This window comes from Trichlorobacter thiogenes, assembly GCF_900167465.1.
Classification (GTDB): domain Bacteria; phylum Desulfobacterota; class Desulfuromonadia; order Geobacterales; family Pseudopelobacteraceae; genus Trichlorobacter; species Trichlorobacter thiogenes.
On the sequence record NZ_FUWR01000011.1, the window covers coordinates 95,030 to 119,961 of the forward strand.

The following is a 24,932-nucleotide window of genomic DNA, read 5'->3' on the forward strand; positions in this document are numbered from 1 at the left end:
TGAATGACAAAAAGGGCCTCAGCTTTTCAGCCGAGGCCCTTTAAATGTTTATGCAAGAACTGTTTAACCCAGTGTGTTAACCAGTTTGGTCAAACGGGATACGCTACGGGAAGCGTTTGACTTGTGGATAACGCCTTTGGTGGCGGTCTTGTCAATGACTGGGATGGCAAGCTGCAGTGCAGCTACAGCAGCTTCTTTATCTTTTTTCTCAACCGCTTCACGGACCCGCTTGATGTAGGTCTTGAGGGTTGATTTTTGATGACGGTTACGGGCATTGCGCTTTTCATTCTGCTTGATACGCTTGATTGCCGATTTGTGATGAGCCACGTGCTACCTCCGAATGGTGTACAGCAGTCATATGCTGATTGTAATCTAATTGAAGCGAAATTTTTAGCATGCTGCCTTGAGGCTGTCAAGGGGAAAGTGCTCTTATTCGCTGATAATAACCTTGCGGCCTTCAACTTTTAACCTGCCTGCACAGAAAAGGCGGACCGCCTCAACATAGGTGCGATGTTCTTCTCCATGGATACGTTGCGTCAGGCTTTCCACGGTGTCGCTGCCGAGAATTGGTACCACGGATTGCAGAATGATCGGGCCGGTGTCAGTGCCTTTATCAACAAAGTGTACGGTGCAGCCGGTGTAGCGGGCTCCGTAGTCAAAGGCCTGTTGCTGGGCATCAAGACCGGGGAAGGCTGGTAGCAGGGCAGGGTGGATGTTCATGATGGCATTGGGGAAGGCATCAATCATGGTTGGCGACAATAGACGCATGAATCCGGCCAGTATGACCAGATCAACTTCGTGTTGTCGCAGCAGCTCAACCAGTGCAGCATCATAGGCCTGACGGTTTGGATAGCCCTTGTGATCAAGTACAATTGAGCTGATGTTATGCTTTTTTGCCCGTTCAAGGGCAAAGGCATCGGCCTTGTTGCTGATCAGGCAGACAATACTGGCGTTGATGATTCGCCCGGCCTCAATGGCATCCACAATGGCCTGGAAATTTGAGCCGTTACCGGATACCAGCACTGCCAGTTTAAGCGGTGTTGTTCCCATTAAAGCAGAACCACCTGATCTGTCTGGCTTTTGGTCATATTTTTCACTTCGCCGATCAGCCAGGCCTGTTCACCCAGTCCGTTCAGGCGGGACAAAATGTCATCAACATCGGTTGCAGCAACGGCCAACACCATGCCGATACCCATGTTAAAGGTGCGATACATTTCGTTTTGCTCCACATTGCCAGCTTCCTGCATGACGGTAAAGATTGACGGCATGGTCCATGAACCAAGTTTGACGTTGGCTGCACATCCCTTTGGCAGGACGCGGGGAACGTTTTCCAGCAAGCCGCCGCCGGTGATGTGGGCAATGCCGTTAATACGGAAGTCTTTGAGCAGGTTCAGTATTGCACGGACATAGATCCTGGTGGGGGTCAGCAGTTCATCAGCTACGGTCTTGCTGCTGTCCGGCAGCTGGCTGTTGATGGTAAGGCCCATATGGTCAAAGATGATGCGACGTGCCAGAGAATAGCCGTTGCTATGCAGGCCGCTGGAACCGATGCCGATCAGTTTATTGCCAACGGTGATGGATGAACCATCAATGATCTGTTCTTTTTCGACTACCCCAACCGTGAAACCAGCAATGTCATACTCGCCATCTGCATAGAAGCCGGGCATTTCTGCGGTTTCGCCACCAATCAGGGCACAGCCTGCCTGACGACATCCTTCGGCAATGCCTGCCACAATCTGGGCAGCCTTGTCAGGGTCCAGCTTGCCGGTGGCAAGGTAATCCAGAAAGAAGAGCGGCTCTGCCCCCTGCACCACAATGTCGTTAACGCACATGGCCACCAGGTCAATCCCGACGGTGTCATGACGGTCAGCCAGAAAGGCCAGCTTCAGCTTGGTGCCTACCCCGTCGGTGCCTGAAACCAGAACCGGGTTTTTGTATTTGGAGGCGTTCAGGGAGAAGAGTCCGCCAAAACCGCCAATTTCTGTCATAACTTCAGGACGGAAGGTGGATTTGACCAACGGCTTGATTTTCTGGACAAAACTGTTGCCTGCCTCAATATCAACACCAGCCTCTTTGTAGGTTGCGCGGGGTTTGCTCACGGATTACGACTCCTTGTCTTGCAGGAAAGGTCATCTTCAACAGATAGATTGATGAAGATATTTCTTCTAGCCAATCGAGGGGGAAAAGTCAATCAACTGTATGTTTTAATGCTGTACGCAGGCAGTTTAAACTTGACAAATCGGGCACTTTTGCCGTTATGTTAACAGTATGAACCGGCTTGCCGACCACATCTCTGACAGAGTTTCATGCTGCTCCAGCGTATTATTCCTGCTTGGTTTGCTGTTTTTGTCTGCCGTCGTCTTTCCTGCCCCCTCCTGTGCAGATATTTATCGTTATGAAGATGAAGAAGGGGTGGTGCATTTTACTGATGCACCGACTGATAAAAAATTTAAGATCTTTATGCGGGATCTGCGTAAAGATCGCCAGCTGCGGACCCATTTCCGCCTTACATCCGGAAATCCTCAGGAATTTGAACATCTGATTACTGCGGCATCTGCCAAGTACGGGGTCAGTGCCTCGTTGATCAGGGCGGTTATTCAGGCAGAATCAGGCTATAATCCCCAGGCCGTCTCCCGTGCCGGTGCTGGTGGTTTGATGCAGTTGATGCCTGGCACAGCCAAACACCTGAAAGTTGCTGATCGCTTTAATCCCAGCCAGAATGTGGACGGCGGTGTACGGTATCTGAAATTTCTGCTGGATACCTTTAAAGGGGATGTTTCCCTGGCCCTTGCCGCCTACAATGCCGGACTTTCCAAAGTTGCCAAATATGGCGGCATTCCACCTTACGAAGAGACGCGAACCTATGTCAGCAGGGTTCTGTCATACATGAGATAAGCCAATGTCCCAGCATCATCCTATTCTTAACCCCCCTAATATTCTAACGTTGTTCAGGGTGGCCTGTATCCCTTTGATGATTGTTCTGTTGTTTTCTGACTCGCGGGAGTCCTGTTTTTGGGCTGCCTGGGTTTTTGCCATCGCCTCAGCCACAGACTGGATTGACGGTCACCTGGCCCGCAGAATGGGGATTGAGACCGTATTCGGCAAGTTTCTGGACCCGATAGCTGATAAGTTGATTGTCACCGCAGCCCTGATTATGATTCTGCCCTTTAACCGGGTGCCGGCCTGGATGGTGTTTGTGATCCTGGCACGGGAGATTGTGATTACCGGCCTGCGTAGTATCGCTTCAAGCGAAGGGATTGTGATCCAGGCCTCTGATCTGGGTAAATACAAGACCATTTTTCAGCTGACTGCCATCATCGGTCTGTTGTTGCACTATGAGTATAACTGGTTGTTCGGAATCGCCCATCCGCTGTTGACGGTGAATATGCACAACGCCGGGATGTTCTTCTTCTGGATCGCCTTTGTCCTGACTGTCTGGTCCGGGGTTGACTATCTGGCACGGTTTATCAAGGTGATAGCCCGTTGACCATGCTGCAAACGGTTTCCCTTGCTGAGTTGGCCCACCGCTTCAGATCTGATCTATCCCACCTGGAACAGGTTGCAGCTGTCTATCCTTGTCGCATCAGCAGTTACTATGCCGGTCTGATTACTGCGCCCCATGACCCGATCTGGAGGCAGTGTGTCCCCTCGGTTGAAGAACTGGATGATACCGTCCAACTGCCTGATCCTTTGGATGAAGAACGTCTAAGCCCGGTGCCTGGGTTGATCCATCGCTATCCTGACCGGGCGGTTTTGCTGGTGTCCAACCGATGTGCAACCTACTGTCGATTTTGTATGCGCAAGCGCAAAGTGGGCTGCTCTGGTGGTGAAAGCGATCTTCCGGCAGCCTATGCTTATATTGCGGCAACTCCGCAGTTACGGGATATCATCCTGTCCGGTGGTGATCCGCTGATGTTGCCGGATGACGAACTGCACCAGATTCTGTCAACCCTGCGCAGAATACCCCATGTTGAAATCATTAGAATCGGCAGCCGGATACCGGTCACTAATCCATCCCGCATTACACCTGCATTGTGCCGTATGCTGGCAGAGCATCATCCACTTTACCTGAATACCCATTTTAATCACCCAATGGAGTTAACCCCTGAGGCGGACCAGGCCTGTAGCCTGTTGGCTGACGCAGGGATTCAGCTGGGGAATCAGACCGTGCTGTTAAAAGGGGTGAATGATGACAGCCTGACCATGCAAAAACTGCTGACCGGGCTGTTGCGGTTGCGAGTGCGGCCATACTATCTGCATCAGATGGATCTGGTGCGGGGCACTGCCCACTTTCGTACCCCGCTTGAGCAGGGTAGAGATTTGATCGGGTCACTGAGGGGCAAGATCTCAGGTATGGCAATCCCCCATTTTGTGATTGATCTGCCCGGCGGGAAAGGGAAGGTGCCGGTCCTGCCAGACAGCCTGCATAGAGATGACAATGGCTGGCAGGTCCAGACCTGTAGCGGCGAATGGGTTAGGTACACCGATCCTGTCTGAAAGAGGTCAACGAAATTGCTTGCGCATCTCCAACACATTGCCACCTTCAACCGGGTAATACTCAACCGAGTCCATCAATGATCGCATGATGTACAAGCCCCGGCCATGGTCCTCCAGCTCATGCTGAGAATCCTCAGCCGTAGCTGAAATGCTTTCCAGATTAAATCCCCTGCCATGGTCAAAGACCTGTAACAACAGCTCTTCATCAGTAACCGTAATCCGAATTTCCACCTCTTCATCAGGATCGTTGGCATTGGCATGTCGGATTGCGTTGACCAGGGCCTCGGTCAGCACCACGTTAATATGGTTGGCCAAGGCCTCCCGATCACCAGTATAGTTTTGTAGCTGTTTGGCAAGCTCTTCGCTGATCCGTCCTATCAGGCTCAGGTAGCGGGTCTGATTGGGTACCTTGATCTGCAGCTCGATCTGAGTGTTTTTCATTGCTGCTCTCCGCGTATCCTGATCAGAACGCCTCAATTGCCTCATCAACAGTGGTGTAAATATCAAACACTCTATGCAGCCTGGTCAGTTCAAACATTGATTTTACCTGGCTTTGAAGGCTTGAGAGTTTCAGGCCGGCCTGACGGGATGAGGCGTTTTTAAAGCCTGACACCAGTGCGCCCAGGCCAGAGCTGTCAATAAAACGGACTTCTTTAAGATCAACGACCACTCTGGTCTTGCCTTCTTCAAATAACCTGCCCAGTTCCTGCTTCAAATGCTCGGAATTATGGGCATCCAGCCGCTCTTCCTTGACCTGCACCAGTACCACCTGTCCATTGTCTTCAAGTTTAAGATTCATTGCTGTCACTCCTTTCAGTTAGGAAACTATTTTCATAACCACCATTGAAACATCATCCTGCAGGGTTGTGCTCTGACTGAACTCTTTGACAAGCTCAAAGAATGAGTCGGCAATCTCGTCTACCGTCAGGGTGCTTTGCTGGGCAAGGTGCTGACAGACCTGACCGGTTCCCATCAGTTCACCAGCCTGGTCAGTTGCCTCTGGAATGCCATCGGTATAGAACAGCAACGTGTCACCTGCCTGCAGGGTTATGGAACACTCTTCAAACACGATGGAGGGCTTGATGCCCAGAATTAAACCATCAGCATCAAGTTCAATGCAACTCTGTTGTCCCTGACGGTGTATCAGCGGCTTGTTATGACCGGCGTTGGCATAGGAAAGACGTCCGGTAGCTGCGCTGTAACGGGCATAAAACATGGTGATGAATAGCTCGGCCCGTGTCAGGTCATCATACAGCTGACTGTTGAGGGCACCCAGAATACTGCTGGGGCTGACCGCACGGCTGGACTGTGCCCGTAACAGGGTCCGTACCTCGGCCATGATTAAGGCGGCACCAACACTGTGACCAGAAACATCGGCAATCAAGAGGTCTATAGTATGGTCGTCACGCTTGAAATAATCATAGTAATCACCCCCCACATGGGCAGCAGGATAGCAACGTCCGGCAAGTTCAACCCCAAACAGTACCGGTGGTTTGTCCGGCAGCAACGAGAGCTGGATCTGTTCCGCAATCTCCATATCGCGCTTAACTCTGGCATTAGCCAGCAATGCCTGTTCCTTTTCCCGGCGTTCCCGCTCCTTGGCCTGCATCTCACTGGCTAATCGTGCTGCCTGGGCCAGCTGTCCGGTCAGGCTGGTCAGCAGGTTAATAAATTCTTCAGTAAACAGCCCAATGATGGATTTTGAGTAAACCGACAAAACCCCCAGGCTTTCTTCGCCCTCACGATAGATCGGGATATGGGCAAATGAGACAAATCTTTCTGCCTCAGTTTTTGGTAAAGTTATGATTTCCTGAAGATTTTTGATGTCATTGACGAAGTGGGTCGTCTGATCAATCATTGCCATTTTAACATAGGGGTCGCTTTCCTGAAACCAGTGTTCAGGGGAGATCGGACGGCGGTCGCAGCCCTGATAGCTCTGGACAGTCAGAGGCATATCGCTGCTGCTGCGGATCTGGATCAGGGCGACATCGAGTCTGAATTCCTTCAGAAGCAACTGCAGCAGTTCATCCATAATAGTTTGAAGGTCAAGGGTACGGTTGATGACTTCTGATGCCTTGAGGCGGACATACAGCGCTTCACGGCTCTGGTCAAGGGATGCCCTGACGGTGCTGAAGATGTCGTAGACCGACTCCATCCGGCTACCCATATCAGAGAGGTAGCTGTCCATGATAGCACCAGCTGCGGCAGCCCCCACAGAACCTGCCAGGGTCCGTTCAACAAAGCGCTTCATGGCGGGCAGCTCAAACTCGGGAACCGAGGTCTCGGAATCAATCATTCGTCCCTTGAGGTAGTCGTTCATGGCCTGAATTGCCTCATCAGGGCCGATGAATTTACCCATTAAGGCGACAAACTGGGGGGGAGTAACCGGCTTTGAAAGGCGCTTTGCAGCACTTTTTACCTGACGTCGTTCGGTTTCAAACTTGCCAATAAAGCGTCGAACCTGCTCTTTTTCAATGTCACTCTGGGTGAGCATCAGAGAGCAGATCAGGTAGGCCCCTACATTAAATAGCATGCTCCAGAAGAGCGAGTGACTCCACATATCCATGCCGGTAAGGCCGAACAGGGCAGTGGGTTTCAGCAGAGCCTGTCCGAACAGGCCGTGCAGCATAATAGTGCTGTCCGGCGTTGCTGCATGGAAAGAAGGGATCAGCAGGGTATAGCACCAGACCAGAAAGCCAAGAGCCATGCCGGAGATGGCACCAATTTTATTGCCTCTGGGCCAGTACAAACCACCCAACAGGGCTGGCAGAAACTGCAGGGCTGCCAGAAATGAGATCAGCCCCATGTTAACCAGCATGAATGAGTCGCCCACCGCCTGATAGTAGAAGTAGCCCAGAAAGACCACAAAAAAGATGGCAAGCCGTTTCAGGTTGATCAGCAGGATTGGAAACCATTGTTTGGGGGTAATCCTGACAATGATCGGCATAAACAGGTTGTTGAGCAGCATGGTTGAAATAGCAACCGACTCCACCATCACCATGCCGGCAGCAGCAGAAAGTCCTCCCAGAAAAGCTAAAAGTGCCATGGCACTGCTTCCGGCGGCTAAAGGCAGGCTGATCACAAAGTAATCTGCTCCGGCATTACCGCCGTGCTGCAGGATACCGGCCAGAGCAATCGGCATGATAAACAGGTTGATCAGGAACAGATAGGTGGGGAAAAGCCACATCGCCTTGCTGATATGGCGCAGATCAGCATTTTCTATGACCATCACATGGAACTGGCGGGGCAGCAGGATGATGGCCCCCATGGAGAGAAACAGCATGGTTGAAGATGGTATGAACCCCTGGCCTTCAGTGGGATGCAGGGTGAACAAGCGGTTAAATAGTTCGGGGAACTGGTGGTTAAAGCGGGTCAGAATGTCTCCAAAACCGTCAAACATGACCCAGGTAACAAAGACTCCCACGCTGATCAGGCTTATCAGTTTAATCACGGATTCAAAGGCCACCGCAGCAATCAGCCCTTCATGGCGCTCTGCCGAGGGCAGGCGGCGGGCGCCAAAGATAACACCGAATATGGACAGGATCAGGGCTAGACTAAAGCTGGTGGGAAATGATACGGCTGCGTCGGCTCCGGGCAGGGTGATGGTGCGGTGAGTAACGCCGCTGATCAGGGCAAAGGAGGTGACCACCGCCTTAATCTGCAGGGCAATGTACGGCATGATCCCCAGCACGGCAATCAGGGTCACCAAAGATCCGAGTAACTGGGAGTTGCCGTAACGCAGGCTGATAAAATCAGCTATGGAGGAGACGTTGTTTTCTTTGCTGATTCTGATGATCCTGCGCAGGATGTAGAACCAGGAAAAGGCCACCAGTGACGGTCCCAGGTAGATCATTAAAAAATCAATGCCGCTGGTGGCCGCCTTACCCACACTGCCGTAAAAGGTCCATGAGGTACAGTAAACTGCTATGGAAAGGCTGTAGACATACGGGTTGTTGACCAGGCTGCGTCCTTGTTCTGAACGACGGCGTGCATACCAGGCCACCAGAAACAACAATCCGGCATAGCCTACAGCAATCGCAGTAACATAATAAATATTCAGAGTCACCGGGGCGCCTGTTCTTCAGAGTGATATTCAGTTTGATCCGGTTCGGCAGAGCTGGCAAAAAGGTAGATAACGCCGATAGAAATGGCCCAGCCAAGGGTAAAGTAAAGGTACATCAGCGGAAACCCCAGGATGGTGGTTGGCTGGTTGAAGATCTTTAAAAATGGGAAATTCAGCATGACGTTTCCCAGCACAAAGAAAATTACCCATGATTCCCGCAGGTGCAGTCGTTTGAGAAATCGTTGTAGGTGTGAGCGCCACATGGGGTATGTAGCCCCTTTCTTTGTTTCAGGTTGGCTGATCAACTTTTACCATTGATCCCTACACTCTGCAACCAATGGGCAGATAATTATTACGCCAGCGGAATCGTTTGACGCTTGCCAGCTTGTATGGTAGCGTTTGTAAACTGTATATTTCCGCAACCTGTTGAATTTCGGATGGTGTCCCATGTTACGCTATTTAGTTTGTTGTATCGGCCTGTGTCTGCTTGCAGCCTGTAGCTCTGTGCGTCCGGCAGATGAACCGGTTGCTGGACCGGTTTTTTCACACACTGGTCTTGGTGCCTATGCACAGGCTCGTATTGCCTGGAATGAAGGTGATGTAGACCGGGCACTTGCCTTGGCACGTCAGGCCCAGACAGCCGACGCAACTACCCCGTATCCAATCATGCTTGAAGCAGAAATTCTGCTTAAGTCAGGCAGGATTCAGGAAGCACTCTCTGCTATTGATCGGGCCATTAAGGTGGCCCCTGATTATCGTCCGCCCTATCTGTTAGGGGGCAGTATCATGTCTTCTTTGGGCAAGACCAAAGAAGCGGTTTTTTACCTGCGTCATGCGGTCAGGCTTGAGCCGGGCAGGGAGGATGCCGTGCTGCATCTGGCTACCAACCTGATGCAGCTTTTTGAATATGAAGAGTCGGTTACTGTTCTTAAGGGGCTGATTAAAGAAAAGCCTGAGTCAGCCGTGGGTAACTACTATCTTGCCAAGGTTTACAGCCAGATGAAGCTGTATCGTGAGGCGATCAGCTACTATCAGCGGGCACTTGAACTGCGTCCTGAACTTGTCCAGGCTATCGTTGATATGGCTATCTCCCATGAAGCACTGGGGGAATATGACAAGGCGATTGCCGCCTACAAAAAAGCACTGGATGATGCTGAAAACCGTGCTCCGCTGATCCAGCACCTGATTCAACTTTTTATCCAGAACCGACGCTATGAAGATGCCCTGGTCTATCTGAAAAAGCTGGATGAAATGGGGCTGGCAACGGTTGAGACCAATCGGAAAATCGGTCTGATTTACCTGGAACTTGAGCGCTACGATGAGGCGATCCAGGTTTTCTCCAAAATGCTTGAATCTGACCCGGATGCTCATCAGATGCGGCTGTATCTGGGCAGTGCCTATGAAGAAAAAAATGATCTTGCCCAGGCTGTTGTTGAGTTTCAGAAAATACCAACAGATGCTGCTGTCTATCCTGAAGCGGTAGGCCATCTGGCATTTATTTACAAAGAGCAGGGTAAGGGAAAAGAAGCCGTGGCTGTGTTGGAGCAGGCCATTGCTGCCAATCAGGACAAGCTTGATCTGTATCTTTCCCTGGCAACGCTTCACGATTCTCTGCATCAGCCTGCTGGGGGCCTTAAATTATTGCAGGGGGTTGAAGCCCGTTTCTCAACTGATCCAAAGTTTCAGTTCAGGATGGGGATACTGTTTGACAAGCTGGGCAAACGTCCTGAATCCATTGAGCGGATGAAAAAGGTGGTTGAGCTGAACCCCAAGGATGCCCAGGCCCACAACTTTCTTGGCTATACCTATGCAGAAATGGGAATCAACCTTAACGATGCCTTAAACCATATCAAGAAGGCGCTGGAAATCAGGCCGGATGACGGCTTCTTTATCGACAGTCTGGGGTGGGTCTACTACCAGATGAAACGCTACGATGACGCAGTGCGTTATTTAGAGCAGGCAACGGAACTGGTCCCTGATGATCCCACCATTCTTGAACATCTTGGCGATGCCCACCATGCGCGTAAGGAAAACAAACAGGCGCTGAAGTACTACAAAAAAGCCAAGGCACTCGATCCCAAGAAAAAAGAGCTGGATGAAAAAATCCGGCGGATTATTCGGGGAGAGCTGGAAGAAAAATGAGTGTCCAGCACGGCATTCTGCGCTGGCGACGTTACGGCATGGCCGGGCTGATCTGCCTGTTCTGTGCTGCCTGCAGTGCTGGAGAAGCCCCGACACCCCGTAGCAGTTCATCTACTGCCCCACCAGCCTACGGTGATACCCTGGTGGAAGGTACCATCGGTGAGGCATCCACCCTCATTCCTATTCTGGCCTCTGACAGTGCCTCCCACAGTGTGGCCGGTCTTGTCTATAATGGCCTGATTAAATACGACAAAAACCTCACTATTGTTGGTGATCTGGCTGAATCCTATCAGGTGTCTCCTGATGGCCTGACCATTACCTTTAAACTGCGTAAAAATGTAACCTGGCATGATGGCAAGCCGTTTACCTCCCGTGATGTACTCTATACCTATCGTGTCATCATTGATCCCAAGACCCCCACTGCCTATTCTGAAGACTTCAAACAGGTCGCCGCGGTTACTGCACCGGATGCCTACACTATAGTGGTACGCTACGCAAAGCCCTATGCACCAGCCCTTGCATCTTGGGGGGTAGCCATATTGCCCAGTCATCTGCTGGAAGGGCAGGATATCACCAAAAGTCCCCTGGCCCGTAAACCGGTCGGCACCGGCCCGTTCCGTTTCAAAGAGTGGGTAGCAGGCCAGAAGGTGGTGCTAGAGGCTAACAAGAATTACTTTGAGGGACGTCCCTACCTGGATCGATACGTCTTCCGCCTGATCCCTGACACCTCAACTATGTACATGGAGCTGAAGGCGGGAGGTGTTGATCAGATGGGCTTGACCCCGGTACAGTTTGCCCGTCAGACTGATACCCCTCGCTTTAAGGCGGCCTTTAATAAATATCGCTACCCCTCCAACGGCTATCTCTACCTTGGCTATAATCTGCGGCATCCTTTGTTTAAGGATGTCCGTGTCCGTCGCGCCATGACCGCTGCCATCAACAAGGATGAACTGATCCAGGGGGTGCTGTTCGGTATGGGGCAAAAGGCTAATGGGCCGATGATTCCTGGCCGATGGGCCCACAATCCCAACGTAAAGGATATTCCGTTTAACCCAGCCTATGCCAAACAGTTGTTGGCCGAAGCAGGCTGGAAGCCGGGGGATGATGGTTTTCTGCAGAAGGATGGAAGACCTTTACGCTTCACTATCTTGACCAATCAGGGTAACCAGCAGCGTCTGATGACTGCCCAGATTATCCAGCAGCGGCTGAAACAGGTTGGGGTGGATGTGCGGATCAGGATTGTGGAATGGGCTGCTTTCCTGAAGGAGTTTATTGATAAGGGGAATTTTGAGGTAGTGCTGCTGGCCTGGATGACTTCTCAGGATCCTGATATGTATGATATCTGGCACTCCAGTAAGACTAAACCGGGGGAGCTGAACTTTATCGGCTACAATAATCAGGAGGTGGATCGACTGCTTGAAGAGGGGCGGAGTACATTTGACATTGATAAGCGTAAAAAGGCCTACTATCGGATTCAGGATATCCTTGCTGAAGAACAGCCCTACACCTTTCTCTATGTGCCGGATGCCCTGCCGGTTGTCTCCTCACGGATACATGGTATAGAGACTGCCCCGGCAGGCATAGGCCACAACCTGATTAAGTGGTATGTACCCAAGCTGGAGCAGCGTTACTGAAGTTGTCCTGTCTGTCTGAGAGCCTCATACAGTACCACTGCTGCAGCGTTGGACAGGTTCAGGCTGCGCACCTGGCCCGGCATCGGGATGGTCAGGCAGCGTTCAGGGTTGGCAGCCAGCAGCTCTGCCGGTAGACCGGCAGTTTCCTTGCCAAAGACCAAAAAATCACCTGCTTGGTAGATATCTGCCCCATAACAGTTTCTGGCCACTTTGGTACTCAGATACCAGAAACGTCCGTCCAGGTACTGCTGCTGCAACTGTTCCAGGCTGTCCCACTGCTTTAAATCAACCTTATCCCAGTAATCAAGTCCGGCCCGTTTCAGGTAGCGGTCATCAATGGAAAATCCCAGTTTGCCGACTAAATGCAGAGCTGCACCAGTGGCTGCACAAAGACGTGCTATGTTGCCGGTGTTAGGTGGAATTTCTGGTTCTATCAGTACAATGTTGAGTGTTTGCATCAGTTATGTATACCTCAAGACAGTTTCAGTCCGCTTGCATTTTTTGCTGGTCAGGTCTAGGATGCACATTCTTGAATACAACAAACACGGGGACTATGACCATGAAAATTATTGTTACTGATGAGGTTGCTGATCAAGGGCTTGCACTACTGAAGCAGGACCCGCGGATTGAGATGGATGTTCGCCTGGGGTTGAAAAAGGAAGAACTGCTTGCCTTGATCGGTGACTATGAAGTGATCATTACCCGCAGTGGTACCACGGTTGATAAGGATCTGCTGGATGCAGCCAAGAATCTGAAGATGGTTGCCCGGGCCGGTGTTGGTATTGATAACGTTGATGTGGACTATGCCAGTTCAAAAGGGGTGATTGTGGTGAATGCCCCCTTTGGCAATACCAACAGTGCTGCCGAACATACCATGGCGCTGCTGATGGCAGCCTGTCGTAACGTGACCGTGGCCAATGCCTCGCTTAAGGCTGGTGAATGGAAACGCGCTCCTTTTACCGGTGTTGAGCTGAAAGGCAAGACCGCCGGTGTGATCGGTCTGGGCAAGGTTGGTGGTCGCGTGGCAACCCGTTTGAAGGCCTTTGAGTGCGACGTACTGGCCTGTGACCCGTACATTGCCGTCAAGCGTGCCCATGATCTGGGGGTTAAGCTGGTTTCCCATGATGAAATTTACAAGAATTGCGACATCATTACCGTTCATACCCCGCTGACTGACGAGACCAAGGGGATGATCGGGGGGCGTGAACTGGCCATGATGAAGGATGGCGTGATAGTCATGAACGTGGCCCGCGGCGGGATCATTGATGAACCTGCCCTGCTGGATGCCATGAACAGCGGCAAGATTGCCATTGCCGGGGTTGATGTCTGGAGCGAGGAACCACCCAATACGGAGATTCTTAAGGCGTTGATTGCCCACCCAAAGGTAACGGTTACCCCGCACCTAGGTGCAAATACGGCTGAAGCCCAGATTAATGTGGCTGTGGATGTATCAAAAGAGATCCTGAACTATCTGGATGAAAAGCCGCTGGAAAATGCGGTTAATATTCCCCGTTTTGATATGGCTTTGATGGATCAGATGCGGCCATTCCTGAATCTGGTCAACGTGATGGCTGATTTTGGTATCCAGCTGCTGGATGGGCATCCTGAAAAGATCACCTTCAGCTATGCCGGCGCCATTGCCCACTATGACTGTTCGCCACTGACGGTGTGTGGTCTGGCAGCTCTGTTGGGACGGGTGGTTGAGCAGGATGTCAACATGGTTAATGCCTCCCTGATCGCTGAGCAGATGGGGATTGTGGTGGAAGAGACCAAGACCACCTCGGCTGATGCCTTTTCCAACCTGATTACCCTGATCGCTGAAGGTGACGGCAAGCGCCGCACCATTGCCGGTGCGCTGTTTGAAGGGGCACCGAGGATTGTCCGGTTGCGTGACTATGCCATGGACTTTACCCCGGAAGAACATATGCTGCTGCTGCACTATGCTGATCGTCCTGGCATGATCGGCAAGATTGGCACCATCATGGGCAAGCATGAGATCAATATCGGCTCTATGAACCTGGGCCGCAGTGAGAAGAAGGGTGAGGCAATGGTCATTCTCTCTGTTGACTCTGCGGTTCCTCAAGCGGTAATTGAGGAAATCAAGCAGGCAACTGAGGCCACCTTTATCAGGGCGATTCATATGGCCTCGGTCAAAACTTCTCCTTGACCCTCTGCGGGTGGGGGTGGTAAAGTGCCTCACTTCTTTTCATATCTGCCTTTTAATCTAACCCCGTGAGGTTAACAAAGGTGCAACAGTTTCAGCCACATATTCAAGAGGGTCTTTCCGCGCACGGGCGGAGAGACCCTTTTCTATTTTAGAAGGGAGTGGATTATGGCAACTGATTCAACCCAAACAGTTATTCTTGACAACAGCGGCATCCGGCGGGCACTGACCCGAATTTCCCATGAGATCCTTGAGAAAAACAAGGGGTTGGCCGATGTTGTGCTGGTTGGTATCCAGTCTGGCGGTGCTTATATCGCCAGGGAAATCTCACTTTGCATGGAGATAATTGAAGGGGAGCGGGTACCGGTCGGGTCAATTGATATTACCCTCTACCGTGATGACTTCAAGCAGCAGGCACCCCATAAATCAGTTGGTAAAACTGATATCTCCTTTTCTCTGGAAGGCAAGCGGGTGGTGCTGGTGGATGATGTACTGTTTACCGGCCGCACCATCCGGGCTGCCCTGGATGCCTTGATGGATCATGGCCGTCCTTGCTGCATACAGCTGGCCGTGTTGATTGATCGTGGCCATCGCGAACTGCCGATCCGGGCTGATTTTGTGGGGCGTAACGTTCCCACCAGCCTGAAGGAAAATGTAGCCGTTAGCTTTGATGATCAACAGCAGCCGGTTGAAGTGGTTCTTGAAAAATAAACAGGGGAGGGGCCATGGAATTCAAGCATAAGGATATTATTGCACTGCGGGACCTGAGCAAGGCAGAGATTGAACTTTTGATCTCCACTGCTGAAAACATGCGAGAGGTGAACAGCCGCGACATCAAGAAGGTGCCTACCCTGCGGGGTAAGACCATCATCAACCTGTTCTACGAATCATCCACCCGTACCCGTACCTCGTTTGAGATTGCCGGCAAGCGGCTTTCTGCGGATACGGTTAATATTGCCCCTTCTAACAGCTCTGCCACCAAAGGGGAGACCCTGGCTGACACAGCCCTGAACCTGCTGGCCATGAAACCGGACATCATTGTGATGCGCCATGCGGTCTCTGGTTCCCACTATTTTCTGTCTAAAAAGGTTGGCTGCTCCATCATCAATGCCGGTGATGGCGCCCATGAGCATCCCTCCCAGGGGTTGCTGGACATGCTGACCATCAAGGACAAGTTTGGCAGGCTGGATGGTCTCAAGGTGGCAATGGTGGGTGATATCACCCACAGTCGGGTTGCCCGCTCTGATATCCAGGGCCTGACCAAGATGGGGTCATCCATCTACTTGGCTGGTCCGCCTACCATGATGCCTCCGGGTGTTGAGCGGCTGGGTAATGTCACGGTTTGTGGCACCATGAAAGAGGCGATTCAGGATGCTGACGTGGTGATCATGCTGCGGATTCAACAGGAACGCCAGGGCAAGACCCTGATGCCCAATACCCGCGAATACTCCCGCTATTTTGGTCTGAACCCGGAGAACCTGAAGCTGGCCAAGCCGGATGCCATGGTCATGCACCCTGGCCCAATCAACCGCGGGGTTGAGATGTCCTCCTATGTGGTGGATGGCAACCAGTCCCATATCCTGAAGCAGGTGGAGAACGGCGTCGCTGTCCGTATGTCCATGCTGTATCACGTTTGTGGCGGCGGTTCTGTAGAGTAAAATGAACGCACACTTTTGCGCAATCTTGTTGTCAGATTTCACGTTTTCTTGTGCGGCGTAGCGTTTACTACGCCTCCGCGCAAACGCTCATCTTCCTAGACCTTGCACAAAATTGAGCGTTCTATCAGAGCTATTTAACAAACTTAATTTTTGAGGTGATTTATATGAACCTTTTGATCAAAGGCGGCAGAGTGATTGATCCCAGTCAGGGGATTGATGATACCCTTGATGTTGTGGTGGAAAACGGCCTGGTGAAGGAAATCGGTAAAGATCTGGCAGCTCCGGCTGGTGCAGAGACCATTGACGCCACCGGTAAGTATGTGGTGCCTGGCCTGATTGATATGCATGTGCATCTGCGCGACCCAGGTCTGGAGTATAAAGAGGATATTATTTCCGGTACCAGGGCAGCGGTAGCCGGCGGTTTTACCTCTGTCTGTTGCATGCCCAATACCAAGCCTGCCATTGATAACAAGGCAATCGCCTCATATATCATCAACAAGGCTAAAACCGATGGTTTCTGCAATGTCTTCCCGGTGGGAACCATTACCCAGGGGATGCACGGTGACCGTCTGGCTGAGATGGGCGAGCTGAAAGAGTCCGGCTGCGTGGCGGTGTCTGATGATGGCAAACCGGTCAAAAACAGCGAACTGATGCGGCGCGCCCTGCAGTACGCTGCCGGTATCGGCATCATGGTCATCTCCCATGCAGAAGAGCTGGAACTGGTGGGTGAAGGGGTGATGAATGAGGGCTTTACCTCAACCGAGCTGGGTCTGAAGGGAATTCCCCGTGTAGCCGAGGATATTGCCACTGCCCGTGAAATCATGCTGGCTGAGTATGTTGGTGCGTCGATCCATATTGCCCATGTCTCCACCAAAGGTTCTGTGCGGATTATCCGGGAGGCAAAGGCCCGCGGTGTCAAGGTAACCTGCGAGACCGCTCCCCATTATTTTACCCTGACCGATGATGCGGTACGGGGTTATAACACCAATGCCAAGATGAACCCGCCTCTGCGTGAGGCTGATGACGTGGCAGCAATCAAGGCTGGCCTGAAAGATGGCACCATTGACTGTATTGCAACTGACCATGCCCCCCACCATCTGGATGAAAAGGATGTTGAATTCAACGAGGCCATGAACGGTATTGTTGGTCTGGAAACCTCGCTGCCGCTCTCCCTTAAACTGGTGGATGAAGGGCTGCTGACTCTTTCGCAGTTGGTTGAAAAAATGAGCTGCAAGCCATCAGAACTATTGGGTCTTGGTCGTGGATCGCTTAAGGCAGGCAGTGTGGCTGACATTAGCGTGATTGATCCCCAAAAACAGTGGACCGTGACCGAAGCAGCTCTGGCCAGCAAGTCCAAGAACTCACCCTGGCTGGGGGAATCCATGACCGGTGCAGCAGCTTGTACGGTTGTTGGTGGTAAGGTAGTATTTTCAGGTAGATAATCAAGAATTCAGGAGTACTAACGCATGAAAGCAATCCTTGCGCTGGCTGATGGGCGCATCTTTGAAGGCAAATCATTTGGAGCCGGTGGCGAAGTGACTGGTGAGGTGGTGTTCAACACCGCCATGACCGGTTATCAGGAGGTGCTGACTGACCCCTCCTACAAGGGACAAATGGTCACCATGACCTATACCCAGATCGGCAACACCGGCATTAACCCTGAGGATATCGAGAGCCGTGGCCTGTTCCTGTCCGGCTTTATTGTGCGGGAGTATCTGGACTTTCCTTCCAACTTCCGTTCCACCATGACACTGGATGCCTATCTGAAGGAGAATGGTGTAGTTGGTATCCATGGTCTGGATACCCGTGCCCTGACCCGTCACCTGCGGGATAAGGGGGCGCAGAACGGGATCATCTCCACCGTGGATTTTGACCATGCCTCGCTGGTGGCCAAGGCCAAAGCACTTCACAGTATGGCTGGTCTTGACCTGGCCTCAGGTGTCTCCTGTGACAAGCCATACCACTGGACTGAAGGGGCCTGGAAACTGGGGGAGGGCTATCCCCAAATTGATCCCGCAACAATGAAATACAAGGTGGTGGCCTACGACTTTGGCATCAAGTACAACATCCTGCGTTGTTTGGTGGATGCTGGCTGTGATGTCACGGTAGTGCCTGCAACGTTCCCGGCCGAAGAGGCGCTGGCCATGAATCCTGATGGTATCTTCCTTTCTAACGGCCCGGGTGACCCGGAACCGCTGGTGGCTGTGCAACAGGAGATTCGTAAGTTTATCGGCAAAAAGCCGATCTTCGGTATCTGTCTGGGACACCAGCTGCTGGGGCTGGCATTGGGTGGCAAGACTGTTAAGCTGCCATTCGGCAACCACGGTTCAAACCTGCCGGTCATGGATATGTCTACCCGTACGGTTGAAATTACCTCCCAGAACCATGGTTTTGCCGTAGATCTCGAGTCGCTGGGTGATGTTGCCTGTTTGGGGCATGAAAACCTGAACGACCAGACCGTTGAAGGTATCAGGCATTGCAGTCTGCCGATCTTCTCGGTACAGCATCACCCAGAGGCGTCACCCGGTCCCCATGATTCGCAGTATCTGTTTGGGCGGTTTGTGGAGCTTATGGAGAAGGAGAAACAGGTTCAGGCTTAGACTGAGGTTAAGTGCAGCTTTTCCTTAACCTGAACCTCAATCTTGACCTGATGCATTATCACGCTCTTTATCAATCAGGTGAACTGTTACAACGGGTTCGCGAGGGATACCGCAGGCTGTTGGCCTGCGATCTCTGTCCTCATAGCTGCGGAATAAACCGGATCAAGGGAGAGCAAGGCAGGTGTCGGAGCGGGCTCAAACCCCGTATAGCCTCAGCCAATCTGCACCACGGGGAAGAACCTCCGATTAGCGGCAGCAGGGGATCAGGCACGATCTTTTTTTCAGGCTGCACCCTAAGCTGTCTGTTCTGCCAGAATTTTCCAATCAGCCAGCAGAACAATGGTGAGAGCATCAGCACCGCTGAGCTGGCAAAACGGATGCTGGGGCTGCAGAAACGGGGGGCTCACAACCTTAATCTGGTTACCCCCACCCACTGGCTGCCACAGTTTCTGGCAGCGCTCTGGCAGGCCATACCACAAGGCTTTACTCTGCCGATAGTATGGAACTCCAGTGGTTATGAAACAATAGAGGTGTTGCAGCTGCTGGATGGGGTCGTGAGCATCTATCTGCCGGATATGAAGTATGCTGATGATACCCAGGCTAAGGAACTGTCCGGCGCTCCTGGCTACACAGCGTTCAACCATGCTGCTGTCCAGGAGATGTTACATCAGGTAGGTCATCTTCAGGTGGATGATCAGGGTATTGCCCTGCAGGGTTTGATTATCCGGCATCTGGTGTTACCCCAAGGCAGGGCAGGTTCTTGTGAAACCCTGCCATGGATCGCTGATCACCTTGGCGAGCAGACTCATATCGCCTTGATGAGCCAGTATTTTCCTGCCTGGCAGGCAACCACCACAGCAGGGATTAATCGTGGGGTGGTTCATGACGAATATGACGCCGCAGTAGAGGCACTAGAAGCAGCTGGCCTTGAAAACGGTTGGGTGCAGGAGCTGGGAACAGAGTGACCGGAGATGATGATTTAATGCAAGAACCAACTACACGATCTGATGATACCCAAATTTTAGAAAAATGTCGTGAGATCGAGCTGCTTTCTAGGAAATTGTATCTATTTTTTGCAGATCTTTATGCTGATGACGCAGATATCAAATCAATATGGACAAAGACTGCAGATGAAGAACAGCATCATGCTGATCAGTTTACCCTTGCGTTGAAGATGAAAAAAAGTCTGGGAGTTACCTTAAACATTGATATGCAAAAGGCTGTTTTTGTTGTGGGTGAATTGGAAAAATTGATTAAAAGATGTGAAGCAAATCCACCAAAACTTGTGGACGCGTTATCAACAGCCATAAAACTAGAACATTATCTTTCAGATTTGCATCTTGTGTGTGTTGCCTCATTTGAAGACCAAAGCTTCAAAAACATGTTTAATGCAATGATGGCAGCTGATCAACAGCATATCGAACGTTTGCAAGCTGCGCTCGATTCTATGATCAGTACAGCGTAGAGCAGGTATGAAAACTGTCGTTTTGCTGTTTATATCAAATATTTTCATGACCTTTGCCTGGTATGCCCACTTAAAGAACCTGAGTAGTTGGCACTGGTTTATTGCTGTCCTGGTCTCGTGGGGGATCGCGTTTTTTGAATACCTGGTGCAGGTGCCGGCCAACCGGATCGGCTATCACGGTACATTCAGTCTGGCACAGCTGAAGATCACCCAGGAAGTTATCACTTTGGCGGTGTTTGTCCCGTTTGCCGTGTTTTACATGGGTGTTCCACTGAAGCTTGATTACCTCTGGGCCGGATGTTGTCTGGCCGGAGCAGTATATTTTATATTTCGCTGAGAAATGCGCTCTTTCGTCAATCTCGGCGTTGACCATCAAGACTATTTGTGCGGTGTACTATCGTAGTACGCCTCCGCATAGTCTCTTGGTCGCCTTGACCTTGACGAAACAATCGCATTTCCTAATTTTGCAAGGAGTTGTACATGCCTAAAAGAACAGACATTAAAAAAATTCTGATCATCGGAGCAGGGCCGATCGTGATTGGCCAAGCCTGCGAGTTTGACTATTCCGGTACCCAGGCCTGTAAGGCGCTGAAAGAGGAAGGCTATGAGGTGGTGTTGCTGAACAGTAACCCGGCCACCATCATGACTGACCCTGATTTTGCTGACCGCACCTATGTGGAGCCGGTCACCCCTGAGATTCTGGCCAAGATCATTGAAAAAGAGCGCCCTGATGCTGTTCTACCCACCCTGGGGGGGCAGACCGCCCTGAACACGGCAGTTAGCGTGGCTGAAATGGGGATACTGGACAAGTTTGGCGTTGAGCTGATCGGTGCCAAGCTGCCTGCCATTAAAAAGGCTGAGGATCGTACCCTGTTCAAGCAGGCCATGGAGAAGATCGGTCTGTCCGTGCCCAAGTCAGGCTTGGCCCATAACCGTGCAGAGGTGATGGAGGTTGTCAAGCAGGTTGGCTTTCCGGCCATTATCCGCCCCTCTTTTACTCTGGGGGGTACCGGTGGCGGCATTGCCTACAACATGGAAGAGTACGAGCGGATGGCCATGGTGGGGATTGATGCCTCACCAACCGATGAGATCCTGGTTGAGGAATCGGTAATTGGCTGGAAAGAGTATGAGCTGGAGGTAATGCGTGACACCGCTGACAACGTGGTGATCATCTGCTCCATTGAGAACTTTGATCCAATGGGGGTCCATACCGGTGACTCCATCACCGTGGCCCCGGCCCAGACCCTGACCGACAAGGAATACCAGATTCTGCGGGATGCCTCTCTGAAGATCATCCGTGAGATCGGCGTTGATACCGGCGGCTCCAATATCCAGTTCGGTATCAACCCCCGTGATGGCCGTTTGGTGGTAATCGAGATGAACCCGCGGGTCTCCCGTTCATCTGCCCTGGCCTCCAAGGCCACCGGCTTCCCGATCGCCAAGATTGCAGCCAAGCTGGCTGTTGGCTATACCCTGGATGAAATCCGCAATGACATCACCCGCGAGACCCCGGCCTGTTTTGAGCCGACCATTGATTACGTAGTTACCAAGATCCCGCGCTTTACCTTTGAAAAATTCCCGGCTGCTGATGCCACACTGACTACTCAGATGAAGTCAGTGGGGGAGGTTATGGCTATTGGCCGGACCTTTAAGGAATCGTTCCAGAAGGCGCTGCGTTCTTTGGAGATCGGTGTCTGCGGTTTTGATTCCAAGCTGTTTGATCTTGGCGAAGAGACCCGGCGTTCTTTGACTGACCATGAACAGCAACTGTTGCTGGAGAAGCTGAGTGTCCCCAATGCAGACCGGCTCTGGTATCTGGGAGATGCCCTGCGCAGCGGCATGACCGTTGATGAGGTTCACAAGCATACCGCCTTTGATCCCTGGTTTGTGAATAACATGCGTCAGATCATTGAAAAAGAAGATGAGCTGAAGGGCCTGAATCCAACTGCTGTTACCCGTGACCAGCTGTATGAAGCCAAGCAGTACGGTTTTTCTGACAAGATGTTGGCAAAGCTCTGGAAGATCAGCGAAGACCAGGTACGTGAACTGCGCTGGAGCCTGAAGGTCCGTCCGGTGTACAAGCGGGTGGATACCTGTGCTGCCGAGTTTGTGGCCTATACCCCCTATCTCTATTCAACCTATGAGGAAGAGTGCGAGGCAGAGGTTACTGACCGCAAGAAGATCATTATCCTTGGCGGTGGACCCAACCGGATCGGCCAGGGGATCGAGTTTGACTACTGCTGTGTGCATGGCGTCTTTGCCTTGGCAGAGGATGGCTATGAGACCATCATGGTCAACTGCAACCCTGAGACGGTCTCCACTGATTATGATACTTCTGACCGTCTCTACTTTGAGCCGTTGACCCAGGAAGATGTGCTGGAGATTGTTGCCAAGGAAAATCCAGTGGGTGTGATCGTGCAGTTTGGTGGTCAGACACCGCTTAAGTTATCAGTGGCCCTTGAAAAGGCCGGAGTGCCGATCATCGGTACCAGCCCGGATGCCATAGACCGGGCTGAGGATCGTGAGCGGTTCCAGGAAATGCTGCATAAGCTGAACCTGTTGCAGCCTGAGAACGGTACAGCCCGTTCCTTTGAAGAAGCTGAAGAAGTGGCCAACCGGATCGGCTATCCGGTGGTGGTGCGTCCTTCCTATGTACTGGGTGGGCGAGCCATGGAGATTGTCTACGATGTGGAGAACCTGCGGCGCTACATGATGACTGCGGTGCAGGCTTCACCAGAGCACCCGATCCTGGTGGATAAATTCCTGGATGCAGCCATTGAGATCGATGTGGATGCCCTTTGCGATGGTAAGCAGGTGGTGATCGGCGGGATTATGGAGCATATTGAAGAAGCTGGTATCCATTCCGGTGATTCTGCCTGTTCATTGCCGCCATACTCGCTGTCACAGGAGTTGATTGCCGAGGTCCGCCGTCAGACCGAGATCATGGCCCTGGAGCTGAACGTGATCGGCCTGATGAACGTTCAATATGCGGTTAAGGATGGCACCATCTATATCCTTGAGGTTAACCCCCGTGCCTCCCGTACCGCACCGTTTGTTTCCAAGGCTACTGGACGTCCGCTGGCAAAGATTGCTGCCCGGATCATGGCGGGTAAAACTCTGGCAGAGCTGGGCGTTTCCGGTGACATTGTGCCGGATTACTTCTCGGTCAAGGAAGCGGTCTTCCCGTTTGTTAAATTTCCCGGCGTGGATACCATTCTGGGACCAGAGATGAAGTCCACCGGCGAGGTAATGGGAATTGGTGATACCTTTGCCGAGGCCTTTGCTAAATCCCAGTTGGGCGCCAATGTCAAGATGCCGCTATCCGGTAATGCCTTTATCAGCGTACGGGATGGAGACAAGAAACATGTTGTCTCAGCTGCGGAAAAACTGTATAAAGCCGGATTCGGCATCATTGCCACCGGCGGTACAGCATCATTCCTTGAAGAAAAGGGGATCCCGGTACGTCGGATCAACAAGGTTATGGAAGGCCGTCCCCATATTGTTGATGCCTTGAAAAACGGTGAAGTGCAGCTGGTGATCAATACCACCCAGGGTGCTCAGGCAGTGGCAGATTCATTCTCCATCCGTCGCGAAGCCCTGATGCACAGCGTGGCTTACTACACCACTGCCACCGGCGCCAATGCCGCTGTTGATGCTATCATTGACCTGAAAGGGCATGATTTGCGGGTGAAACCGCTGCAGGATTATCTTTGTCAGGAGCAGAAGTAAACGATGTCCAACAATATACCGCTAACCAAAGAGAGTCATGAGGCACTTCAGGAAGAACTGAAGCGTTTGATCAGAGAAGAACGTCCCAAGGTGATTCAGGATATTGCTGAAGCACGCAGTCATGGTGACCTTTCAGAAAATGCTGAATACGATGCTGCCAAGAATCGCCAAGGGTTTATTGAGGGCAGGATTCAGGAGCTGCAGGGCAAGCTGGCCCGTGCCCATGTGGTTGACCTGACCGGTCTTAAGCCGGATAAAGTGGTCTTTGGTGCCACGGTTACCCTGTATGATACCGCATCAGAAGAAGAGATTACCTACAAGATTGTTGGCGAGGATGAGGCTGACATCAAGCTGGGCAAGATCTCCTGCACCTCGCCGGTGGGTAAGGCGCTGATCGGGCACAAGCTGGATGATGCCGTTAAGGTTGTGGTTCCAGCTGGTACTAAAGAATACGAAATCATTGAGATCAAATACGAGTAGGGGGTAGGGTATGGCACAGGCAGCAGCTAAAATAACCAAAGATATGACGTTTCTTGAGATGTTGCGTACCTATCCTGAGACCGCAAAGGTTCTGAAAAAATATAATCTGGCCTGTGCCAGCTGCATGGGTGCCCAGAGTGAGCCGATTGACCTGGGAGCCATCAACCACGGACTTGATCCAGAACTGCTGTTGGCAGACCTTAATGCTGCGGTAAAATAGAATCTCCTACTGATGCTAAAATCCCTTTGAGAATACCAACAAAGGGATTTTATTTTGTTACTATTCTTCTTTTTTATTTTCCCGCTGTGGAGGCCCTCCTCATGCATGACACAAGTACTACTTGTTGGCAACTTTCCAAGAGATTGATGGCGGATCAGAACGTCAGCTATTCATAGCGCCACTTAAAGGTAATTGAAGGTTTTCAGTAAACCACCGGCTCTGCCGGTGAGACTTGAAAAGGCTCTGCCGTTCCAGCGATAGTTCCTCCTGAGGAAAGCCC

24 protein-coding genes are annotated in these 24,932 nt (G+C 51.7%); 16 read left to right on the forward strand and 8 right to left on the reverse strand.

Features of this window, described 5'->3' with window-relative positions:
• Positions 1 to 63 precede the first annotated feature (63 nt).
• The 3 genes from rpsT to purM form a co-directional block, all read right to left on the reverse strand.
• Positions 64 to 327 carry a 30S ribosomal protein S20 gene (rpsT, locus tag B5D39_RS10680; protein ID WP_078790459.1) on the reverse strand — a complete coding sequence of 88 codons (264 nt, stop codon included), beginning with the start codon at positions 325 to 327 and terminating at the stop codon, positions 64 to 66.
• A gap of 102 nt (positions 328 to 429) precedes the next feature.
• Positions 430 to 1,050, reverse strand: a complete 621-nt coding sequence (purN, locus tag B5D39_RS10685) for a phosphoribosylglycinamide formyltransferase (protein ID WP_078790460.1) — start codon at positions 1,048 to 1,050, stop codon at positions 430 to 432.
• Entirely contained in the window at positions 1,050 to 2,099 is a 1,050-nt protein-coding gene (gene purM, locus B5D39_RS10690) for a phosphoribosylformylglycinamidine cyclo-ligase (protein WP_078790461.1), read from the reverse strand. The genes purN and purM overlap by 1 nt, the downstream gene beginning before the upstream one ends.
• A gap of 169 nt (positions 2,100 to 2,268) precedes the next feature.
• Here purM and B5D39_RS10695 point away from each other — a divergent pair, with 169 nt between their 5' ends.
• Genes B5D39_RS10695 through B5D39_RS10705 form a run of 3 tightly spaced genes read left to right on the forward strand, consistent with a single transcriptional unit; the run spans position 2,269 to position 4,497 of the window.
• Positions 2,269 to 2,895, forward strand: coding sequence for a lytic transglycosylase domain-containing protein (locus tag B5D39_RS10695; RefSeq protein ID WP_078790462.1), 627 nt, complete (start codon positions 2,269 to 2,271; stop codon positions 2,893 to 2,895).
• Positions 2,896 to 2,899: 4 nt separating this feature from the next.
• Positions 2,900 to 3,487, forward strand: a complete 588-nt coding sequence (gene pgsA / locus B5D39_RS10700) for a CDP-diacylglycerol--glycerol-3-phosphate 3-phosphatidyltransferase (protein ID WP_078790463.1) — start codon at positions 2,900 to 2,902, stop codon at positions 3,485 to 3,487.
• A gap of 2 nt (positions 3,488 to 3,489) precedes the next feature.
• Positions 3,490 to 4,497, forward strand: a complete 1,008-nt coding sequence (locus tag B5D39_RS10705) for a KamA family radical SAM protein (RefSeq protein WP_078790464.1) — start codon at positions 3,490 to 3,492, stop codon at positions 4,495 to 4,497.
• Positions 4,498 to 4,503: 6 nt separating this feature from the next.
• Here B5D39_RS10705 and B5D39_RS10710 read toward each other — a convergent pair whose 3' ends face one another.
• The 4 genes from B5D39_RS10710 to B5D39_RS10725 are packed head-to-tail and all read right to left on the reverse strand — an operon-like array spanning position 4,504 to position 8,823.
• Positions 4,504 to 4,938 (reverse strand): ATP-binding protein, encoded by a 435-nt coding sequence (locus tag B5D39_RS10710; protein ID WP_078790465.1) that lies wholly within the window; start codon positions 4,936 to 4,938, stop codon positions 4,504 to 4,506.
• Positions 4,939 to 4,960: 22 nt separating this feature from the next.
• Positions 4,961 to 5,296, reverse strand: coding sequence for an STAS domain-containing protein (locus B5D39_RS10715; RefSeq protein ID WP_078790466.1), 336 nt, complete (start codon positions 5,294 to 5,296; stop codon positions 4,961 to 4,963).
• An 18-nt stretch (positions 5,297 to 5,314) separates the two neighbouring features.
• Entirely contained in the window at positions 5,315 to 8,563 is a 3,249-nt protein-coding gene (locus tag B5D39_RS10720) for a SpoIIE family protein phosphatase (RefSeq protein ID WP_078790467.1), read from the reverse strand.
• Positions 8,560 to 8,823, reverse strand: a complete 264-nt coding sequence (locus B5D39_RS10725; protein WP_078790468.1) for a hypothetical protein — start codon at positions 8,821 to 8,823, stop codon at positions 8,560 to 8,562. Before B5D39_RS10725 ends, B5D39_RS10720 begins: the two co-directional genes overlap by 4 nt.
• 184 nt (positions 8,824 to 9,007) lie before the next feature.
• Here B5D39_RS10725 and B5D39_RS10730 point away from each other — a divergent pair, with 184 nt between their 5' ends.
• Positions 9,008 to 10,702, forward strand: a complete 1,695-nt coding sequence (locus B5D39_RS10730; RefSeq protein WP_078790469.1) for a tetratricopeptide repeat protein — start codon at positions 9,008 to 9,010, stop codon at positions 10,700 to 10,702.
• Positions 10,699 to 12,336 carry a peptide-binding protein gene (locus B5D39_RS10735; RefSeq protein ID WP_139366753.1) on the forward strand — a complete coding sequence of 546 codons (1,638 nt, stop codon included), beginning with the start codon at positions 10,699 to 10,701 and terminating at the stop codon, positions 12,334 to 12,336. Before B5D39_RS10730 ends, B5D39_RS10735 begins: the two co-directional genes overlap by 4 nt.
• Here the strand turns inward: B5D39_RS10735 and B5D39_RS10740 are convergent.
• Positions 12,330 to 12,794 (reverse strand): tRNA (cytidine(34)-2'-O)-methyltransferase, encoded by a 465-nt coding sequence (locus B5D39_RS10740; protein ID WP_078790470.1) that lies wholly within the window; start codon positions 12,792 to 12,794, stop codon positions 12,330 to 12,332. The two genes, B5D39_RS10735 and B5D39_RS10740, sit on opposite strands and share 7 nt — an antisense overlap.
• 101 nt (positions 12,795 to 12,895) lie before the next feature.
• Here B5D39_RS10740 and serA point away from each other — a divergent pair, with 101 nt between their 5' ends.
• The 11 genes from serA (at position 12,896) to B5D39_RS10795 (ending at position 24,652) form a co-directional block, all read left to right on the forward strand.
• Positions 12,896 to 14,503, forward strand: coding sequence for a phosphoglycerate dehydrogenase (serA, locus tag B5D39_RS10745; protein WP_078790471.1), 1,608 nt, complete (start codon positions 12,896 to 12,898; stop codon positions 14,501 to 14,503).
• Positions 14,504 to 14,668: 165 nt separating this feature from the next.
• Positions 14,669 to 15,211 carry a bifunctional pyr operon transcriptional regulator/uracil phosphoribosyltransferase PyrR gene (gene pyrR / locus B5D39_RS10750; RefSeq protein WP_078790472.1) on the forward strand — a complete coding sequence of 181 codons (543 nt, stop codon included), beginning with the start codon at positions 14,669 to 14,671 and terminating at the stop codon, positions 15,209 to 15,211.
• 14 nt (positions 15,212 to 15,225) lie between these two features.
• Positions 15,226 to 16,158 (forward strand): aspartate carbamoyltransferase catalytic subunit, encoded by a 933-nt coding sequence (locus B5D39_RS10755; RefSeq protein WP_078790473.1) that lies wholly within the window; start codon positions 15,226 to 15,228, stop codon positions 16,156 to 16,158.
• A 164-nt stretch (positions 16,159 to 16,322) separates the two neighbouring features.
• Positions 16,323 to 17,600, forward strand: a complete 1,278-nt coding sequence (locus B5D39_RS10760) for a dihydroorotase (protein ID WP_078790474.1) — start codon at positions 16,323 to 16,325, stop codon at positions 17,598 to 17,600.
• Positions 17,601 to 17,624: 24 nt separating this feature from the next.
• A complete protein-coding gene (carA, locus tag B5D39_RS10765) occupies positions 17,625 to 18,758 on the forward strand; it encodes a glutamine-hydrolyzing carbamoyl-phosphate synthase small subunit (RefSeq protein ID WP_078790475.1) in 1,134 nt (377 codons plus the stop codon).
• Between the two features lie 50 nt (positions 18,759 to 18,808).
• Positions 18,809 to 19,723, forward strand: coding sequence for a radical SAM protein (locus B5D39_RS10770; protein WP_078790487.1), 915 nt, complete (start codon positions 18,809 to 18,811; stop codon positions 19,721 to 19,723).
• Positions 19,720 to 20,223 carry a ferritin-like domain-containing protein gene (locus tag B5D39_RS10775; RefSeq protein ID WP_078790476.1) on the forward strand — a complete coding sequence of 168 codons (504 nt, stop codon included), beginning with the start codon at positions 19,720 to 19,722 and terminating at the stop codon, positions 20,221 to 20,223. The genes B5D39_RS10770 and B5D39_RS10775 overlap by 4 nt, the downstream gene beginning before the upstream one ends.
• Positions 20,224 to 20,230: 7 nt before the next feature.
• Positions 20,231 to 20,560 carry a DMT family protein gene (locus B5D39_RS10780; RefSeq protein ID WP_078790477.1) on the forward strand — a complete coding sequence of 110 codons (330 nt, stop codon included), beginning with the start codon at positions 20,231 to 20,233 and terminating at the stop codon, positions 20,558 to 20,560.
• A gap of 143 nt (positions 20,561 to 20,703) precedes the next feature.
• The gene (carB, locus tag B5D39_RS10785) at positions 20,704 to 23,952 is read left to right on the forward strand and encodes a carbamoyl-phosphate synthase large subunit (RefSeq protein WP_078790478.1); all 3,249 of its coding nucleotides are present in this window, start codon (positions 20,704 to 20,706) and stop codon (positions 23,950 to 23,952) included.
• Positions 23,953 to 23,955: 3 nt separating this feature from the next.
• On the forward strand, positions 23,956 to 24,432 hold the full coding sequence (greA, locus tag B5D39_RS10790; RefSeq protein WP_078790479.1) for a transcription elongation factor GreA: 477 nt from the start codon (positions 23,956 to 23,958) through the stop codon (positions 24,430 to 24,432).
• A gap of 10 nt (positions 24,433 to 24,442) precedes the next feature.
• A complete protein-coding gene (locus B5D39_RS10795; protein WP_078790480.1) occupies positions 24,443 to 24,652 on the forward strand; it encodes a DUF1858 domain-containing protein in 210 nt (69 codons plus the stop codon).
• Positions 24,653 to 24,932 lie beyond the last annotated feature (280 nt).